Here is a 17,777-nt window from a genome sequence, read left to right on the forward strand (position 1 = left end):
CCGAGGCCTAAGGGGCTGGAGTTCAGGCGTGTCCTCCTCCGCTCAGGCGCCGGCGCCGCCCGCACGGCCGGCACGCGGCCGCGCCGTCGCCGGAGGATGCGACGGCGTCGCCGCCCGACGCGTCGGCTGCACCGGAAGCCCCGCGCGAGCCCTGAACGCGAACGACGCCCTGCCGGACCGGCGGGGCGTCGCTCGAATCCGCTGCCGAGCGTCAGGCGTCGACGATCGAGAGCAGCAGCGTGCCCGAACCGACCGTGGTGCCCGCCGCGGCGGAGATGGGGCCGACCACGCCGTCCTTGTGGGCGGTGATCGGCTGCTCCATCTTCATGGCTTCGAGCACGAGCACGAGGTCGCCCTTGACGACCTTGTCGCCCTCGGCGACGGCGACCTTGACGACCGTCGCCTGCATCGGTGCCTTGACGGCATCGCCGGTGGCGGTGTCGACGGCGCCGCCCGCGCGGCGCTTCGGCGGCAGGCCCGCGGTGAGCTCGGCGGTGCCGCCGAGCGCCAGGCGCTTCGGCAGGCTCACCTCGATGCGGCGGCCCTCGACCTCGACGACGACGTTGGCGCGGGCATCCGGGCCGCGCCCCTCGACGAGCTCGCCCGACCACGGCTCGAGCGTGTTGTCGTAGTCGGTCTCGATCCAGCGCGTGTAGATCTCGAACGGGGCGTCGCCCTCGGGCGCGAAGGCCGGGTTGCGCACCACGTCGCGGTGGAAGGGGAGGACCGTCGGCAGGCCCGCGACCTCGAACTCGTCGAGGGCGCGGCGCGAACGCTCGAGGGCCTCGGCGCGGTCCTTGCCGGTGACGATGAGCTTGGCGAGCAGCGAGTCGAACGCGCCCGAGATGACGTCGCCCGTCGTGACGCCGGAGTCGATGCGCACGCCGGGGCCGCCCGGGAAGCGCAGGACGCTCACGGGGCCGGGAGCGGGGAGGAAGCCCCGGCCCGGGTCCTCGCCGTTGATGCGGAACTCGATCGAGTGACCGCGCGGCTCGGGGTCCGGGTAGTCGAGCACGCCGCCCTCGGCGAGGCGGAACTGCTCGCGCACGAGGTCGAGCCCGGTGACCTCTTCCGAGACGGGGTGCTCGACCTGGAGGCGAGTGTTGACCTCGAGGAAGGAGACGGTGCCGTCCTGGCCGATGAGGAACTCGCACGTGCCCGCGCCGACGTAGCCGACCTCCTTGAGAATGGCCTTCGACGACGTGTACAGCAGTTCGCGCTGCGCGTCGGAGAGGAAGGGCGCGGGGGCCTCCTCGACGAGCTTCTGGTGGCGGCGCTGCAGCGAGCAGTCGCGCGTGGAGACGACGACGACGTTGCCGTGCTGGTCGGCGAGGCACTGGGTCTCGACGTGGCGCGGCTTGTCGAGGTACTTCTCGACGAAGCACTCGCCGCGGCCGAAGGCGGCGACCGCCTCGCGCGTGGCGGACTCGAACAGCTCGGCGACCTCGTCGCGCTCGCGGGCGACCTTGAGGCCGCGGCCGCCGCCGCCGAAGGCGGCCTTGATGGCCACCGGCAGGCCATGGACGTCGACGAAGTCGAGCACCTCCGAGGCATCCGCGACGGGGTTCAGCGTGCCGGGCGCGAGCGGCGCCCCGACCTTCTCGGCCACGTGACGGGCCGAGACCTTGTCGCCGAGGCGCTCGATGGCGTCGGGGGAGGGGCCGATCCAGGTGAGTCCGGCGCCGATCACGGCGCGGGCGAAGTCGGCGTTCTCGGCGAGGAAGCCGTAGCCGGGGTGCACGGCGTCGGCGCCGGAGCGGCGGGCGACGGAGAGGAGCTTGTCGATCACGAGGTACGTCTCGGCGCTCGTCGTGCCGCCGAGCGCGTAGGCCTCGTCGGCGAGCTTGACGTGCCGGGCGTCGCGATCCTGGTCGGCGTACACGGCGACGGACGCGATGCCGGCGTCCTTCGCGGCGCGGACGACACGGACGGCGATCTCGCCGCGGTTGGCGATGAGGACCTTGGTGATGCTCGGCATGCTTCCCAGGCTATTGGCAGCCGTACGGTCGGCTTTGGGGGGCGGGCACAAGGTCGCGCCGGTTCTTTCGTGATGGCCGACAAGGCGATCGGATGCCTCGGCGCGACGGCACCTGCCGGTTCAACGATTCCAGAGGTCGGTCCACTCGCCGCCGAGCTCGCGGACGAGCTCGCGCAGGGTCGACAGCGAGAGCCCGACGACGGTCGACGGATCGCCCTCGACGCGCGTGATGAAGGGGCCGCCGAGGCTGTCGACGGTGAAGGCGCCGGCGACCTCGAGCGGCTCGCCCGTGGCGATGTAGGCGTCGATCTCGGAGTCGGTGACGTCGGCGAAGGTCACCCCGGCGACCGCCGCCCGGCCGATCGCGGCGTTCGCCCGGCCGCCGCGGTGGTCGATGAGCCAGTGACCGCTCCAGAGCATCCCGGTGCGCCCGCGCTGGGCGAGCCAGCGCTCGCGGGCGATGGCGCTCTCGTGCGGCTTGCCGTGGCTGATGCCGTCGAGCAGGAACGAGGAGTCCCCGCCGAGGATGAACCCGTCGATCGGCGCGCCGTCGACCGTGCGCCCGATCACCGCCTCCGCCTTCGCTCGCGCGAGCAGCTGCACCATCTCCTCGGTCGGCAGCGCGGCGCCCGCCGCGGCCTCGGCGGCTTCGACGGCCGCCTCCTCGTCGACGCCCGGCGACAGGAGCACCGGATCGATCCCGGCGGCGCCGAGGAGGGCGCGGCGGGCGGGCGACGTCGAGGCGAGGTAGAGGCGCATGGGTCGATTCTGCCGTCCGTCTCGCGCTCGTGCCGCCCCGAGGCGCCGCTCAGGCGGGGATGGGAGGATGGTCGGATGCCTGAACGACGTACTCGCCGCCCCGACCGCCGCTCGAAGCCCGCCGCGGCCCGGCCCGCTCGCCGGGCGGCCGAGCCCCGCACCGACGGGCCGCTGCTCGAGCTCGAGGTCGGCGACGTCGCGCACGGCGGCGTCTTCGTCGCCCGCCACGAGGGCCGCGTTGTCTTCGTCGCGGACGCCGCCCCCGGCGAGCGGGTCGTCGCCCGCGTGCAGGATGCTTCGAAGGACCGCTTCTGGCGCGCCGACGCGGTGGAGGTGCTCGAGGCCTCGCCGGATCGCGTGCCGCACATCTGGGCCGAGTCCGGCATCGACCGCGACCCGATCGATCGCGCGGGCGGTGCCGAGTTCGGCCACCTGCGCCTCGGCTACCAGCGCGAGCTGAAGGGCCGCGTCCTCGCCGACGCGCTCTCCCGCTTCGGCGGCGTCGAGGTCGCGCCCGCCGTCGAGCCCGTCCTCGTCTACGAGGGCGCCGAGGACGTCGGCACCGGTTGGCGCACGCGCGTCCGCCTCCACGTCGACGCCGACGGCAACGTCGGGCCCTATGCGGCCCGCTCGCACCGCGTCGTCCCGGTGGCCTCGCTCCCGCTCGCCGTGCCCGCGATCGAGCGCATCGCGCCGCTCGGGCAGCCGTTCCGCGGCGCGGAGCACGTCGACCTCATCGCCCCCTCGACGGGCGACGCCCAGATCGTCGTCGCGGATGCCCGAAGCAGCCGGAGCGCGCCGCCCACCGTCGACGAGATCGTCGCCGGGCGCCGCTTCACCGTCGACCGCGACGGCTTCTGGCAGGTGCACCGCGGTGCCGCCGAGACGCTCTACCGCGCCGTGCAGGACGCCGTGGACGATGCGCTCTTCGACCCGCGCGCCGCGAACCTCGACCTCTACGGCGGGGTCGGCCTGCTGGCCGGCGCGCTCCTCGACCGATTCGGCGAGACCGTGCGGCTGACGACCGTCGAGGCGGATGCCCGTGCCACCGAGCACGCCGGGACGAACCTCGCCGGCGCCGTCGGCGTGCGAGCCGAGACTGCCCGTGTCGACCGCTTCCTGCAGCGGCTCGTCGAGCACCCCACCGCGGCCGAGCGTGCACGCCTGGCCGACGCGACGATCGTCCTCGACCCGCCGCGCTCCGGCGCGGGCCGCGAGGTCGTCGACCTGCTCGCCGCCTCCGGCGCCCGCCAGCTCGTCTACGTCGCGTGCGACCCCGTCGCCCTCGGCCGCGACGTCGGCCTGCTGCGCGCCCACGGGTACGAGCTCGAGGAAGTGCGGGCGTTCGATCTCTTCCCGTCGACGCACCACGTCGAGGCGGTCGCTCGCCTGACGCGGCGCTGACCGCGGCCGGGTGGGTCGACCCGTCCGGATCCGTCGCCTGGGCCCCCCGCCCGGCCCGCTAGGGTTGGCCCTGGAACGGGGGTGCCGTGAGCGCAGTCGAGAACCGGACGGGCACGATCGCGATCGTCGACGACCATGAGGCCGTGCGCCTCGGCCTGCGCGCCGCGCTCGCCGACGCCGGCTACACGGTCGTCGCCGAGGCCGCGGGTGTCGGCGAGTTGCTCGGCAAACTGCGCGCGAAGCCGGCCGAGGTGGTCGTCCTCGACCTCTCGCTCGGCGACGGCACGAGCGTCACCGAGAACGTGCGCGCCGTCCTCGCCACGGGTTCCGCCGTCCTGGTGCACTCGATCGCCGACCGCGTGGGTCTCGTCCGCGAGGCGCTCGCGGCGGGCGCGGCCGGTGTCATCCCGAAGTCGGCGCCGCTCGCCGACGTCCTCGCGGCCATCGGCGCCGTCTCCCGCGGCGAGGTGCTCAACAACCTCGAGTGGGCGAGCGCGATCGAGGCCGACCACGACTTCGCCCGAGCGCAGCTCGGCCGTCGCGAGCGCGACGTCCTGCACCTCTACGCCTCCGGTCTGCCGCTGAAACTCGTCGCGGCGCAGCTCGGCATCGCGCACTCGACGGCCCGCGAGTACCTCGACCGCATCCGCCACAAGTACGTCGAGGTCGGCCGCCCGGCCCCGACGAAGGTGGACCTGCTCCGCCGCGCCGTCGAAGACGGCATCCTGCCCGGCCTCGACGCCGAGGGCGGGGATGCCCGCGGCTGATCCGCGGCCGGAGCGCTTCGTCCCGCGCCGGCGCACCGCGGTCTCGCGCGACGAAGTCGAGACGGTGATCGCTCGCGCGGTCGGGCTGTTCGGCATCGTCTTCGCGGTGCAGACCGTGCCCGCGGCGCTCGGCCAGGTCCCCGCGCTCGAGCCGGGCGTGACGGCGGTGCTCATGGCGCTGCTCTACGGCGCGGTGCTGCTCATCGCCCTCGCCTCGGTCGCCCGCATCGGCGTGCGCACGTCGATGACGGGGCTCGCGCTGCTCTACCTGCTGCTGCTCGCGTGCTGGCCCCTGTTCGTGATCGACGCCGACGCCCTCGGCGGCACGGGGCCGTGGCTCTACTACCTCGCGAACGTCGCGACGGCGTCCGCGGCGGTGGCCATGCCGCTGCCGTGGGCGCTCGCCTACACCGTCATCGTCTCCGGGTGGTACAGCGTGCTGCGGGTGCTCCCGGCGGGCGGCGCGGCCGACCCGTTCCGCGCCATCCTCGACGGCCTCTACGTCGCCGTCCTCGGCCTCGTCGTGCTCGCGATCATCTGGACGTTCCGGCAGGCGGCGCGCGACGTCGACGAGGCGCAGGCGGCGGCCCTCGGCCGCTACGACGCGGCGGAGCGCCAGCACGCCACCGAGCTGGAGCGCGCCCGCGTCGACGCACTCGTGCACGACAGCGTGCTGACGACGCTGCTCTCCGCCGCGAACGCCGAGCGGCCCGCGGAGCAGGAGCTCGCGGCGCGCATGGCGGGCGACGCCATCCGCAGCCTCGACGAGGCGGGCGCCGGGGTGCCGCGCGGGCCGCAGCGCGTCGGCCTTGCGGTCCTCGTGCGGCGCCTGCGCTCGGCGCTGTCGACGTTCGCCGCGCCGTTCACTGTGCGCGTCGTCAACGCGGCCGGGGTGGAGCTCAGCGTCGAGGCCGTCGAGGCGGTGTACTCGGCGTCGGTGCAGGCGCTCGTCAACAGCCTCCAGCACGCCGACGATCCGGACGACCCTCGGGAGATCCGGCGCGAGCTGCGCATCCGCGGCGTCGGCACCTCGGGCGTCGTCGTCGAGATCTCCGACGACGGCCGTGGCTTCGACCCCGGCCTCGTCCCCGAGCAGCGGCTGGGCCTGCGGATCTCGATCGACGAGCGCATGGCGGGCGTCGGAGGTTCGAGCCGCATCCGCACGGCCCTCGGCGTCGGCACGGTCGTCACCGTCGCGTGGCCCAGCGGCGTGGATCGGGGCAGCGCATGATCGAGATCGATCGGTGGTGGCTCATCGCGCTCGGCGCGATCTTCTCGGCCTACCACGTCGTGCTCGGCATCGTCTCCCTCGACGTCGCGACATCGCCATGGCCGGCCGTCGCCGCGCTCGTGCTCTACTCGGTCGCGACGGTGCTGAGCCTCTGGCCGGGCGAACGGATCCGGCTCGCCGGCTGGATCGCCGGATTCGATCTGGCGGTCGCGGTCGCGCTGCCGCTCCTCGTGACCGGCCAGCTCCGCCCGGAGGCCGAGAACGGCTACGCGACCTGGTACGTGGCCGCGGTCGGCACCCTCATGACGATCGCGGCCGCCCGCCGTCGCATCGCGGTCGCCTGGGTCGGCGTGCTGCTCATGGCCGCGCTGACGACGTTCTGGGCGGGCATCGGCTCGCTCGGCACGCTCGGCGTCTTCGGCAGCATCGTGTGGGTGGGCGTCGCCCACCTGCTGACGTGGTCGCTCGCGCACGCGGCCCGGGAGACTCGACGCTTCGCGCACGCCGAGCGCGAGGCCGCGGCCTGGCAAGCGGCCCAGGACGCCCATCTCTTCGAGGGGCGCTTCCGCATCGCGCAGACCGCGCGCCTGGCCGTCCCGATGCTGCGGCGGATCATCGCCGCCGACGGGCGCCTGTCCGAGGACGAGAAAGCCGAGTGCCGTCGGCTCGAGGCCGCGATCCGCGACGAGATCCGGGGCCGGATGCTCCTCACCGACGCCGTGCGCGTCGAGGTGCAGCGCGCCAGGGCGCGCGGCGCGACCGTCGCCCTCCTCGACGAGGGCGGGCTCGACGAGGTCGACGAGCTCACGCGCGAGCGCATCCTCGCCGAACTCGCGAGCGCGATCGGCGGCACCGACGCCGATCGCATCATCGTTCGCACGACGGCCGACGGCACCGCGGCGCTCACGGTCGTCGGGCTGAAGCGCCGGGACGACGTGGCGGGCGACGCCGTCGCCGACGAAGACGACGACGAGGTCGCGCTCTGGTTGGAGATCCCGCGCTGATCCGCAGCTCGACGGTCTTCCCCGCGGCCGACGACCCGGCCGGCATCGCGGCCGACCGAGTCCTGCAAGACGGAGACAGACCCCGGAAACGGATGAGGGGGGTCGGAACGATGTTCCGACCCCCCGAAGTCCGAGTCACGGCGACAACCCGAATATCGCCCTGACTCGCCCCCAACAGTCGCCTGGTTGCCCGAACGGCGACTCTGGCAGGTACTCGCTGATGAGTAGCTGCGAGACCATTCTGCGGGGGCTCCGAGGGGGCGCAAAGTCGGCACTTTGGGGGACACGGGCGCGGACAGCGTGGACGACGCCGTGCACGAGGGGGAGTCGACCGAGGGGGAGGGGCCGGAGTGCGTCGACGCGATCGTCGGAGATCAGGACATCGGCGTCCAGGCCTTCGGGCATACTTCCACGCTCCCGACGCTCCGCCAAGGGTTTCGTCGAAGAAATGCGGAATTCGCGGCTTGCGCTCGCTCGAACGCTCGATTCCGTTGCGCATCCGAGCAGCGGATGCGACGACCGGCCGTCGTCCATGCGGACGACGACCGGTCGGTCGTCGGATGCTCAGCGGTTGAAGCCGCCCCAGCCGCCCCGATCGACGGCGGGAGTGCGGAGGACGCGCGCGGAACGCGACCAGGCGCTCGGACGGGTCGCCCCGGCAGGGCGCGCCGGTCGTTCGGTGACCGCGGCGAGCACGACGGCCGTGGCGGCCGCGGCGAGCGGTGCGGGCACGCCGGGCGTGAGGACCCGGATGTCCGAGGCGTCCGGCACCGCGGTGGGCGGGGGAGTGAGCTGCGCCATCTCGTCAGGCCTTCCGATCAGAGGGGGATGTTGCCGTGCTTCTTGGCGGGCAGGCTCGCGCGCTTGGTGCGGAGCGTCCGGAGGGCCTTCACCACGGCGACGCGGGTCGCCGCGGGCTCGATGACGCCGTCGAGCTCGCCGCGCTCGGCCGCGAGGAACGGGCTCGCGACGTTGTAGGTGTACTCGTTCGCGAGCTTCGTGCGCACCGCGTCGACGTCCTCGCCGGCCTCCTCGGCCGCCTTGATGTCGGCGCGGTAGAGGATGTTGACGGCGCCCTGGCCGCCCATGACGGCGATCTCGGCGGTCGGCCACGCGAGGTTGATGTCGGCGCCGAGCTGCTTCGAGCCCATGACGATGTAGGCGCCGCCGTAGGCCTTGCGGGTGATGACCGTGACGAGGGGCACGGTCGCCTCGGCGTACGCGTAGAGCAGCTTCGCGCCGCGGCGGATGACGCCCGTCCACTCCTGGTCGGTGCCGGGCAGGTAGCCGGGCACGTCGACGAGGGTGAGGATCGGGATGGAGAACGAGTCGCAGAACCGCACGAACCGCGCCGCCTTCTCGCCCGCGGCGATGTTGAGCGTGCCGGCCATCTGGCTCGGCTGGTTCGCGATGATGCCGATCGAGCGGCCCTCGACGCGGGCGAAGCCGATGAGCACGTTCGGCGCGTACAGCGGCTGGACCTCGAGGAAGTCGCCGCCGTCGACGATGCCCTCGATGACCGAGTGCATGTCGTAGGGCTGGTTCGGGGAGTCGGGGATGACCGTGTCGAGCCGGCGGTCCTCGTCGGTGATCTCGAGCGGGGTCTCGTGCTCGTAGACCGGCGCCTCGGCGAGGTTGTTGTCGGGCAGGAAGGCCACGAGGCTGCGCGCGTAGTCGAACGCGTCGTGCTCGTCGACCGCGAGGTAGTGCGCGACGCCCGAGACCGAGTTGTGGGTGAGGGCGCCGCCGAGCTCCTCCATGCCGACGTCCTCGCCCGTGACGGTCTTGATGACGTCGGGGCCCGTGACGAACATCTGGCTCGTCTTGTCGACCATGATCACGAAGTCGGTCAGGGCGGGCGAGTAGACGGCGCCGCCCGCTGCCGGGCCGCAGATGATCGAGATCTGCGGGATGACGCCCGAGGCCTGCGTGTTGCGGCGGAAGATCTCGCCGTACTTGCCGAGGGCGACGACGCCCTCCTGGATGCGGGCGCCGCCCGAGTCGAGGATGCCGATGATCGGCACGCCGATGCGGAGGGCGAGCTCCATGACCTTGATGATCTTCTCGCCGGCGACCTCGCCGAGCGAGCCGCCGAAGATCGTGAAGTCCTGCGAGTAGACGGCGACCTGGCGGCCGTGGATGGTGCCCGTGCCGGTGACGACGGCGTCGCCGTAGGGGCGCTTGTCCTCCATGCCGAACGCGTGCGTGCGGTGGCGCACGAATTCGTCGAGCTCGACGAAGCTGCCCGGGTCGAGCAGCTCCTCGATGCGCTCGCGCGCGGTGAGCTTGCCCTTCGCGTGCTGCTTCGCGATGGCGGCCTCGCCGCTCGCCGTCACGGCCTCGTGGTAGCGCTGCTTGAGGTCGGCGAGCTTGCCTGCCGTCGTGCTGAGATCGGGGGCTCCGGGCGTCACGTCGTTCACGCGGTTCACTCTACCGACGAGTGATCGGGCCGCTTCGTTGACGGAATCCCACAAAAGCCCGGCCGGGTCTGTGCGGGTAGCGCAGTGCACGGCGCTCCGAGGGACCCTCGGCCGGGCGCCCGGCCGGGGCGCGGAGCCTGCGAGACTGTCTGGCGTCGGAGCGCCGTCGCGGCGGCCGTACGTCGAGAGGAGTCCGGGTGTTCGAACGCAGTCGGGGTGCGGTCGCGCGGTTCGAGTGGATCGGGGAGACCGGTTCCACGAACGACGAGCTGCGGCGTCGCGCGACCGAGGAGCCGGGCGCCTGGCCGGACCTCTCGGTGCTCGTCACGGACGATCAGACCGCGGGGCGGGGCCGGCTCGGCCGACGCTGGATCGCCCCGACCGGCAAGACGCTCGCGATCTCGCTGCTCCTGCGTCCGGCCGATCGCGGCCCGCTCGAGCCCGACGCGTGGGGCTGGCTGCCGCTGCTGGCCGGCGCCGCGATGACGGCAGCCGTGGAGGACGAGCTCGCCCGGGCCGGTGCATTCCGGGACGTGGACGGAGCACCCGAGGACGACGAGTCGCGCCGCGTCGACGCCGACGGCACCGGCGGGGTCGACGTCGCCCTGAAGTGGCCGAACGACGTGCTGATCTCGGGCTACAAGGTGTGCGGCGTGCTCGCCGAGCTCGTGCCCGCGCCCGGCGCCGAGCCGCTCGGTCCCGGCGCCGCGGTCATCGTCGGCGCGGGCCTCAACCTGACCCTCGACGAGCACGACCTGCCGACCCTCACCTCGACGTCGCTGCAGCTCGTCTCCGGCGTCGCCCCCGATCCCGATCGGGTGCTCGCCGGCTATCTCGAGCGCTTCGCCGGGCTCTACCGCGCGTGGCTCGATGCCGGCGCCGACGCAGCGGCGAGCGGGCTCGCCGACGAGGTCCGGCGGCGATGCGGCACGCTCGGCTCGCGCGTGCGGATCGAGCTCCCGGGTGATTCGGAGCTCGTCGGCGAGGCGATCGGCATCGACGACGGCGGGCGCCTCGTGGTCCGCGACGAACAGGGCGACGTGCAGGCCGTCGCGGCCGGCGACGTCCACCACGTTCGCCGGTGAGCGTCGCAGCGCGGACCGGCGCGTCCGCGAGCGGAGCGGTGTGAGGTAGAACTGAGCCATGTCCGGGGGAGCGAGCACGATCGGCGGGCCCGAGCGCGTCGTGGCGCGGATGCGCCGCAGCGCCCGCATCCTCGTGCTGCCCGGCATCCTGCTCGTCGCCGTGGCCTTCGGTGTCGGCTACTACGGCGTCGTCGGGCCGTTGCCGCCGCAGTTCCGGCCGGCGATCTGGGTGCTCGCCGGACTCCTCCTGGTCTTCGGCGTGCTCTGGCCCTTCGGACGCTGGTTGAGCGCCACCTCCACGCTCACGACCAAGCGGGTGGTCTCCCGTTCCGGGCTCGTGCCGCGCCGGCGACTGGAGCTCGAACTCGACGAGGTCGTCGACGTCGCCGTCCGGCGCGGGCCGTTGCAGTTCCTCGCCGGAAGCGGAGACGTCCGGGTCGGCGCCGAGGACCGCACGCTCGTGCTCCGCGACCTCCCGAAACCGGCCGCCGTGCAGTCGGCCGTCCTGTCATTGGTCTCGGACGTCGGAATGGGCCCCGCGGATCGCGTAACGTGAACAGGTGCTTTTCGCGGTACCCCCTGCCGCGTAGCCGCGAGGAGAGGTGTCGCGCTTGGCCGACGAATGCATCCACGGTTTCGACGACGGCATGTGCGCCGTCTGCTTCCCGACCGCCGAACCGGCGGTCGCGACGCGAAGCCGCACGGTCCGGCCGAAGCTCAGCCGCCTGAGCGACCCCGTCCGCCAGGCCGGCGCCGCTGCGGCGCCGAGCCAGCGCGCGACGCTGCCGCCCGCCGAGGAGGCCCGGCCGTTCGACGTCGCGAACTCGCGGATCTTCCACGTCACCCATGTCGACAATCTCGCCGGCATCCTCGGAGCCGGCGCCGTGCTCGCCGACGGGTCCGGCGCCCGCCCGACCGTCGACATCGCGGCGCCCGCCGCCCGCGAGTTCCGCCGCGCGACGAGCATCCCGGGACTCGAGCGCACCGTCGCCGACTACGTGCCCTTCTTCCTCACGAGCGACGCGCACCTGTGGCGGACGCTCCGGGACGGGCGGCCCGACGTGCGACTCGCGGCGAACGCCCACGAGCGGCCCGCGGCCGACCACATCCTCGTCATCGGCACCGTCGGCAAGGCGTTCGGCGCCCAGGGCGGCACGCCCGGCAGCGTCGTCGTCACGGATCGCGACGCGGCCGTGGCGGGCGGCGAGGTCGAGATCGAGCAGGAGGAGATCGAGCGGCTCGTGCGCCGGCTCAACCGCTCCGGCCAGGAGGCCGCGCTCGGCGGCGCCGAGTTCCTCGTGCACGGCTCGTACCCGATCGAGCGCGTCGCCTATATCGGCGTCGCCACGGAGAAGGTGCGCGACCGTGTTCGCGCCGCGCTCAAGGCCGTCGGCGCCAAGCCGAAGATCCTCGTGTACCCGCGCTGGTTCCGCGACGAGGAGACCGCCGAGTAAGGCGTCCGTCCGACGCTGCCCGGGTCGGCCGGGCCCGTTCCGGTCGGTAGGCTGGAGCGCGTGGTTCTGCGAATCGGTGTGGTCGGCGGCGGACAGCTCGCTCGGATGATGATCCCTGCGGCGATCGAGCTCGGGATCGAGCTCAGGGTGCTCGCCGAATCTGGCGGAATGTCCGCGGCGCTCGCCGCGACGGCGGTCGGCGACTACACGGACGTCGACACGGTCCTCGCGTTCGCACGCGAGGTCGACGCGCTCACCTTCGACCACGAGCACGTCCCGCAGGACGTGCTGCGCGCGCTCGAGGCGGAGGGCATCGCCGTCCGTCCGGGTGCCGACGCCCTGCGGTACGCGCAGGACAAGCTGCTGATGCGCGAGAAGCTCTCCGAGCTCGGCCTGCCCGTCCCGGACTGGGCCCGGGTGACCGAGCCGGCCGACCTCGACGCCTTCATCGCGGCCCACGGCGGCTCGGCCGTCGTGAAGACCCCCCGCGGCGGCTACGACGGCAAGGGCGTGAAGGTCGTGCGCAGCGCCGGCGAGGTCGCCGAGTGGTTCGCCGCCGCCGCAGAGGACGGCCGCGACGGCGCGCTCCTCGTCGAGGAGCTCGTCGACTTCCGGCGCGAGCTCGCGCAGCAGGTCGCCCGCCGCCCCTCGGGCGAGCTCGCCGTCTGGCCCGTCGTCGAGACCGTGCAGGTCGGCGGCGTCTGCAGCGAGGTGATCGCCCCGGCACCCAAGTCGGCCGGCAAGCTCGCCGACGTCGCCGAGCAGATCGCGGTGACGATCGCCGAGGGCCTCGGCGTCACCGGGATGCTCGCCGTCGAACTGTTCGAGACGAGCGACGACCGCCTCCTCGTCAACGAGCTCGCGATGCGCCCGCACAACTCGGGCCACTGGTCCATGGACGGCGCCGTCACGGGCCAATTCGAGCAGCACCTCCGTGCGGTCCTCGATCTGCCCCTCGGCTCCACGGCCATGCCGCAGCCCTGGGCCGTCATGGTCAACATCCTCGGCGGTCCCGAGGAAGGCGGCCTCGACGACCGCTACGCGAGCGCCATGGAGGAGCACCCGGGCGTCAAGGTGCACAACTACGGCAAGGCCCCCCGCCCGGGGCGCAAGGTCGGCCACCTCAACGCGTCCGGCGACGACCTCGACGCCGTCGTCTACGAGGCGCGGGCCGCGGCGGCGCACTTCCAGGGCTGAGACGGCGCGGCGGGTCCCATCGGGCCGCTCGGCGGGCGCGCCGTTCGGAAGACCCGGAGCGAGCCGCCTAAGATCGTGCGGGTGACCGAACGCAACACCGCTCTTCCCCTCGTCGGCGTCGTCATGGGCAGCGACTCCGACTGGTCCGTGATGCAGGACGCCGCCGCCGCGCTCGACGAGTTCGGCATCGCCCACGAGGTCGAAGTCGTGTCGGCCCATCGCACGCCCGACAAGCTCTTCTCCTACGGCCGAGAGGCCGCCGATCGGGGGCTCAAGACGATCATCGCGGGCGCCGGCGGAGCCGCCCATCTCCCCGGGATGCTCGCGTCGTTGACGACGCTGCCGGTCATCGGGGTGCCGGTGCCGCTCGCGCGCCTGGACGGCATGGACTCGTTGCTCTCGATCGTGCAGATGCCCGCGGGCATCCCCGTCGCGACGGTCTCCATCGGCGGCGCGCGCAACGCCGGTCTGCTCGCCGCCCGCCTCATCGGAGCGTACGACCCGGCGGTCGCAGCGCAGCTCGATCGCTTCCAGTCCGACCTCGCCGCCGCCGTCGAGGAGAAGAACGAGCGGCTCAAGCAGCAGTTGGGATGACCGCGGTGACGAGCGCAGCCAGCCCGATCCGGTTCCCCGACGCCGGCTCCCGACACGTCATGACGATGCGGGGCTGGTGGCTCGTGGCGCTCAACCTGCTCATCCCCGGATCCGCGCAGGTGCTCGCCGGCAACCGGCGGCTCGGACGCTTCGGGCTCGGCGCGACGCTCGTGCTCTGGACGCTCGCCGTCCTCGCCATCGTGTCGTCGTTCCTCTGGCGGGCGACGCTCATCTCGATCGTCACGAACCCGTTCGTGCTCTGGCTGCTCGCCGCCGGTGCGGCGTTCTACGCGGTCCTCTGGATCGTGCTCACCCTCGATACGCTCCGGCTCGTCCGGTTCGTCAAAGTGGCACCCGGCGCCCGTCCGCTGATCGCCGGGTTCACGGCGCTGGCGCTCCTGCTCGTCGCCGGTTCGGCCGGCTACGGAGCCGTCCTGGCCACGAGCGCGAGCGGATTCCTCTCCTCGGTGTTCACGGCCGCGCCGCCCGTCGATCCGATCGACGGGCGCTACAACTTCCTGCTGCTCGGCGGCGACTCCGGGCCCGACCGCGACGGCATGCGCCCCGACAGCACCTCCGTCGTCTCGGTCGACGCCGAGACGGGCGATACCGTCATCATCGGCATCCCGCGCGATCTGCTGGACGCGCCGTTCCCCGCCGATTCGCCCATGCACGAGCGCTATCCCGACGGGTACGGCGCGAACGGCTGCGAGGTCGACGTCTGCCAGTTCAACTCGATCTACACCGAGGTCGAGCTCTACGAGCCGCAGCTCTACCCCGACGCGGAGGCGAACGGCAGTTCGCCGGGCATCGAGGCCGTTCGGGATGCGTCGGAGGGGGTCACCGGGCTCACGATCCAGTACTACGCGCTCATCGACATGCAGGGGTTCTCCGAGCTGGTGGACGCGCTCGGCGGCGTCGACGTCGACGTGCAGTCCGACGTGCCGATCCACGCCGACGAGACCTTCACGACGGTCGCCGAGTGGATCTACGCCGGCCCGCAGCACCTCGACGGGTACCACGCGCTGTGGTTCGCCCGCTCGCGGCACGGCTCGAGCGACTACGACCGGATGGCGCGCCAGCGCCAGCTCCAGGAGGCGATCGTCCAGCAGTTCACGCCGGCGAACGTCCTCGCCAAGTTCCAGTCGATCGCGGCGGCGGGCTCGCAGACGGTCCGCACCGACGTGCCGCAGTCGATGCTCGGCCCCTTCGTCGACCTCGCCGACAAGGCCCGAAACCAGCCCATCACGACGGTCGAGCTCGTGCCGCCGAACGTCGAGCCGGACGAGCCCGACTACGAGTACATCGGCCAGCTCATCGACGCGGCGCTGAACCCGCCCGAGACCGAGGCGCCCGCGGGCTGACCCGGGCGGCGCCGGTCAGAGATCGGCGTGGAGCTGCCAGATCTGCGCGGCGGTCGCCGACCACGAGAACGCGTGGGCGCGGTCGCCGCCGGAGACGCCGAGCCGGTCGGCCAGGACGTCGTCGTCGAGGACGGCGCGGACCGCATCGGCGAGGCGCTCGCGATAGCCGTCGCCGCCGCCCTGGACCTCGACGGACAGGCCCGCGCCGGCGGCGGTCTCGCGGTACGCCGGCACATCCGAGTGGATGACCGGCACGCCGAGGGAGAACGCCTCGATCAGCCCGGTCGGGTCCCAGGCGCGGGTCGCCGGGGCGACGTACGCCAGCGCGCCGGCGAGGACGACCGCGAGGTCCGCGGGCTCGGGCGCGACGAGGATGCGGACGCGGTCGCCGGCGAGGACCGCCGGTTCGATGCCCGACTTCGCGGCGGCCTCCTGGAGCGCCGCCGGATCCGGTTCGGACTCGGCGACCAGCACGAGGACGGGCGGCGCCGCCGACCCGCGACGGACTGCGGCGAGGAGCTCGAAGACCGCGCCCGCTTCGTCCAGTCGGAGTCCGGCGACGAGGTAGTCGCGCGGGAGCCCGAGCTGCCAGGCGCGCGCCGAGGCGTCGGGCGGCACGGCGAGCCCGACGCGCGGCGCCGTCGGCACGACGCGGATGCGGTCGCCGTAGTCGCCGTGCTCGGCGAGCTCGACCGCGAGCGCGTGGGTGGGCACGATGACGGCATCCGCGTGGCGCCGGGCCCGTCGGAGCATCGCTCGCTCCCAGATCGCGCTCGACTTCGGGAGCACCTCCGAGGCATGGACGGCGGCGAGGTCGTGGACGGTGGCGACCACCTGCAGGCCCTCGCCGCGCTCGTGCTTGCGCAGCGGCGCGAACAGGCTCGGCGAATGGATCATCCCGCCGCCCGAGGGTGAGGACGTCGCGCCGAGCTGCCAGGCGACCGCGAGCTCGCGACGGGCGAGCGACGTCTTGTAGAGCCCCGTGAGCCCGGGGAGCTCCTGGAGCGCCCGCTCGTAGTCGGCCTCCGGCGAGGAGGAGACGATGCCTTCGACCGCGCACCCGGCCGGTGCCGTGCGGATCAGCCCGCGGGCGACTCCGAGCGCGTAGCGGCCGAGCGGGCCGGGCTCCGGTGCGATGAGCTGATCCACGATGACGCGGAGGGTCGTCGTCACGCGTTCTCCTTCCGGTGCGGTCCGAAGGCCACCCTAGCCAACCGGTCTCGGCGAATCGTCCGAGCCGGAGGATGCGGTCACGGGGCGGTGAGGAAGCGCCGCAGTCGGGCGGGGATGAGCCCGCGGACCCGGAAGACGCCGTGGGCGAATCCGACGAGCGTCGCGATGAGATGGCGGAACCGGTGCGGGCCGCTCAGCACGGCGTCGATCGCGGGGCCGATCTGGCGCTTGACGACCGCCAGGGTCCAGCGGCCATGGGAGCCGGCGAACCGCAGCACGAGATCGACGTTGTTCCGCACGATGTAGTACTGGCGGAACGGGGAGTGGTACTGGTACTCGAACGTGCCGTTCCGATTGCGGGCGAGCCGGCCGAACGGTCGATACGGCACCATCTCGCCGAGCGCGTGCCGGATGTCGGCGCCCTCGGCGATCGCGATGCGGAAGCCGAGGTCGCCGACGCGGATGCAGTACTCCGTGTCGACGCAGTCGATGACGAGCCGCTCGTCGAAGCCGCCGGCCGTCTCGAGGCAGTCCCGTGAGACGAGCATCCCGGACTGGATCGCCTCGGGGACGAGGCCGAGCCCCTCGGGCGACCAGCTCGACGGGATCGCGGGGGCGCCGTTGACGCGGTCGGTCGCGACGATGCCGAGGCGGGTCGCGTCGCTCGCACGTGCGAAGGTCTCGAGACAGCGCTGCACGTAGTCGGCGGGGAGCGCGGTGTCCTGATCGAGGGTCAGCACGTAGTCCGCATCGTCTGCGAGGGCGCGTTCGACGCCCGTGTTGAGGGCGCGGGCGATGCCCGAGTTGCGCTCGTGCCGCACGACGTCGACGCCGGCCAACGCAGACACCTCCTCGAGCACGGCGTCCGCGGCGGACCCGGAACCGTCGTCGACGACGATAACGCGGTCGACGAGGGTGCTGAGGAGGGCGAGGTGCTCGACCGTCTCGTGCTCGGGCCGGAAGGTCGGGACGACCGCGACGATCAAGGGGTTCGCATCCGCATCGGGCACGTCGAGGGCCGTCCTTCCGTCGCCGTCCGAGGAGGGCGGGAGGCCCGATGCGACCTGACTAGAGTAATCGAGGACCATTCGGCGAGAGGACGAACGACTGGTGGCTGCACGCTGGGAATCGGCACGTGAGCACGTCGTCGACGACGTGGAACTGCAACGGGAAGCCGATCTCCGACGCACGGATCGGGCCATCGGAGACGCTGCGGCGGCCCGGTACGGCATAGCGCAGCCTGCCGACCCGGCACGCCCCTCGCCCGCCCGCCGGGTCGTCGCGCGGGTGCGCGGCTCCCGGCCGGCGCGCACCGGGGTCCGGGCGCTCCGCTACGCGCGACGCGTG

16 protein-coding genes are annotated in these 17,777 nt (G+C 73.1%); 10 read left to right on the top strand and 6 right to left on the bottom strand.

The genetic code is table 11. The features are described from left to right. Window positions 1-211: 211 nt before the first annotated feature. Both GB864_RS15065 and GB864_RS15070 read right to left on the bottom strand, forming a co-directional pair. Window positions 212-1,978, bottom strand: coding sequence for an acetyl/propionyl/methylcrotonyl-CoA carboxylase subunit alpha (locus tag GB864_RS15065; RefSeq protein ID WP_160426515.1), 1,767 nt, complete (start codon window positions 1,976-1,978; stop codon window positions 212-214). A 120-nt stretch (window positions 1,979-2,098) separates the two neighbouring features. After that, window positions 2,099-2,737, bottom strand: coding sequence for a Maf family protein (locus GB864_RS15070; RefSeq protein WP_160426517.1), 639 nt, complete (start codon window positions 2,735-2,737; stop codon window positions 2,099-2,101). A 75-nt stretch (window positions 2,738-2,812) separates the two neighbouring features. On the opposite strand from GB864_RS15070, the gene GB864_RS15075 reads away from it, so the two are divergent. From GB864_RS15075 to GB864_RS15090, 4 genes are all read left to right on the top strand, one after another. After that, window positions 2,813-4,141, top strand: coding sequence for a class I SAM-dependent RNA methyltransferase (locus GB864_RS15075; RefSeq protein WP_160426519.1), 1,329 nt, complete (start codon window positions 2,813-2,815; stop codon window positions 4,139-4,141). Between the two features lie 86 nt (window positions 4,142-4,227). Then, window positions 4,228-4,908 (top strand): response regulator, encoded by a 681-nt coding sequence (locus GB864_RS15080; RefSeq protein WP_160426521.1) that lies wholly within the window; start codon window positions 4,228-4,230, stop codon window positions 4,906-4,908. Then, complete coding sequence (locus GB864_RS15085) at window positions 4,895-6,139, top strand: sensor histidine kinase (protein WP_160426522.1); 1,245 nt, start codon at window positions 4,895-4,897, stop codon at window positions 6,137-6,139. Before GB864_RS15080 ends, GB864_RS15085 begins: the two co-directional genes overlap by 14 nt. Beyond that, window positions 6,136-7,143, top strand: coding sequence for a hypothetical protein (locus tag GB864_RS15090; RefSeq protein ID WP_160426524.1), 1,008 nt, complete (start codon window positions 6,136-6,138; stop codon window positions 7,141-7,143). Before GB864_RS15085 ends, GB864_RS15090 begins: the two co-directional genes overlap by 4 nt. A gap of 564 nt (window positions 7,144-7,707) precedes the next feature. Here GB864_RS15090 and GB864_RS15095 read toward each other — a convergent pair. Both GB864_RS15095 and GB864_RS15100 read right to left on the bottom strand, forming a co-directional pair. After that, on the bottom strand, window positions 7,708-7,944 hold the full coding sequence (locus tag GB864_RS15095; RefSeq protein WP_160426525.1) for a hypothetical protein: 237 nt from the start codon (window positions 7,942-7,944) through the stop codon (window positions 7,708-7,710). A gap of 17 nt (window positions 7,945-7,961) precedes the next feature. Then, on the bottom strand, window positions 7,962-9,572 hold the full coding sequence (locus GB864_RS15100; protein WP_419672794.1) for an acyl-CoA carboxylase subunit beta: 1,611 nt from the start codon (window positions 9,570-9,572) through the stop codon (window positions 7,962-7,964). 188 nt (window positions 9,573-9,760) lie between these two features. Between GB864_RS15100 and GB864_RS15105 the strand changes: the two genes are divergently transcribed. The 6 genes from GB864_RS15105 (at window position 9,761) to GB864_RS15130 (ending at window position 15,257) form a co-directional block, all read left to right on the top strand. After that, a complete protein-coding gene (locus GB864_RS15105) occupies window positions 9,761-10,648 on the top strand; it encodes a biotin--[acetyl-CoA-carboxylase] ligase (RefSeq protein ID WP_160426526.1) in 888 nt (295 codons plus the stop codon). 58 nt (window positions 10,649-10,706) lie between these two features. Further along, on the top strand, window positions 10,707-11,204 hold the full coding sequence (locus tag GB864_RS15110; RefSeq protein WP_160426527.1) for a PH domain-containing protein: 498 nt from the start codon (window positions 10,707-10,709) through the stop codon (window positions 11,202-11,204). 55 nt (window positions 11,205-11,259) lie between these two features. After that, window positions 11,260-12,102, top strand: coding sequence for a DarT ssDNA thymidine ADP-ribosyltransferase family protein (locus GB864_RS15115; RefSeq protein WP_160426528.1), 843 nt, complete (start codon window positions 11,260-11,262; stop codon window positions 12,100-12,102). A gap of 60 nt (window positions 12,103-12,162) precedes the next feature. Then, a complete protein-coding gene (locus GB864_RS15120; protein WP_160426529.1) occupies window positions 12,163-13,299 on the top strand; it encodes a 5-(carboxyamino)imidazole ribonucleotide synthase in 1,137 nt (378 codons plus the stop codon). 123 nt (window positions 13,300-13,422) lie between these two features. Next, on the top strand, window positions 13,423-13,893 hold the full coding sequence (gene purE, locus GB864_RS15125; protein ID WP_160426533.1) for a 5-(carboxyamino)imidazole ribonucleotide mutase: 471 nt from the start codon (window positions 13,423-13,425) through the stop codon (window positions 13,891-13,893). Further along, the gene (locus GB864_RS15130; RefSeq protein WP_419672795.1) at window positions 13,890-15,257 is read left to right on the top strand and encodes an LCP family protein; all 1,368 of its coding nucleotides are present in this window, start codon (window positions 13,890-13,892) and stop codon (window positions 15,255-15,257) included. Before purE ends, GB864_RS15130 begins: the two co-directional genes overlap by 4 nt. A 15-nt stretch (window positions 15,258-15,272) precedes the next feature. Here GB864_RS15130 and GB864_RS18990 read toward each other — a convergent pair whose 3' ends face one another. Together GB864_RS18990 and GB864_RS15140 are read right to left on the bottom strand one after the other, a co-directional pair. Continuing rightward, the gene (locus tag GB864_RS18990; protein ID WP_160426530.1) at window positions 15,273-16,430 is read right to left on the bottom strand and encodes a glycosyltransferase; all 1,158 of its coding nucleotides are present in this window, start codon (window positions 16,428-16,430) and stop codon (window positions 15,273-15,275) included. 77 nt (window positions 16,431-16,507) lie between these two features. After that, complete coding sequence (locus tag GB864_RS15140; RefSeq protein ID WP_160426531.1) at window positions 16,508-17,440, bottom strand: glycosyltransferase; 933 nt, start codon at window positions 17,438-17,440, stop codon at window positions 16,508-16,510. Window positions 17,441-17,777 lie beyond the last annotated feature (337 nt).

Source organism: Agromyces seonyuensis (assembly GCF_009789225.1).
GTDB lineage: Bacteria > Actinomycetota > Actinomycetes > Actinomycetales > Microbacteriaceae > Agromyces > Agromyces seonyuensis.

Excerpts from the sequence above, each read along its gene's own strand:
- GB864_RS15065 (WP_160426515.1), bottom strand. The coding sequence starts at position 1,978 with ATGCCGAGCATCACCAAGGTCCTCATCGCCAACCGCGGCGAGATCGCC.
- GB864_RS15070 (WP_160426517.1), bottom strand. The coding sequence starts at position 2,737 with ATGCGCCTCTACCTCGCCTCGACGTCGCCCGCCCGCCGCGCCCTCCTC.
- GB864_RS15075 (WP_160426519.1), top strand. The coding sequence starts at position 2,813 with ATGCCTGAACGACGTACTCGCCGCCCCGACCGCCGCTCGAAGCCCGCC.
- GB864_RS15085 (WP_160426522.1), top strand. The coding sequence starts at position 4,895 with ATGCCCGCGGCTGATCCGCGGCCGGAGCGCTTCGTCCCGCGCCGGCGC.
- GB864_RS15090 (WP_160426524.1), top strand. The coding sequence starts at position 6,136 with ATGATCGAGATCGATCGGTGGTGGCTCATCGCGCTCGGCGCGATCTTC.
- GB864_RS15095 (WP_160426525.1), bottom strand. The coding sequence starts at position 7,944 with ATGGCGCAGCTCACTCCCCCGCCCACCGCGGTGCCGGACGCCTCGGAC.
- GB864_RS15110 (WP_160426527.1), top strand. The coding sequence starts at position 10,707 with ATGTCCGGGGGAGCGAGCACGATCGGCGGGCCCGAGCGCGTCGTGGCG.
- purE (WP_160426533.1), top strand. The coding sequence starts at position 13,423 with ATGGGCAGCGACTCCGACTGGTCCGTGATGCAGGACGCCGCCGCCGCG.
- GB864_RS15130 (WP_419672795.1), top strand. The coding sequence starts at position 13,890 with ATGACCGCGGTGACGAGCGCAGCCAGCCCGATCCGGTTCCCCGACGCC.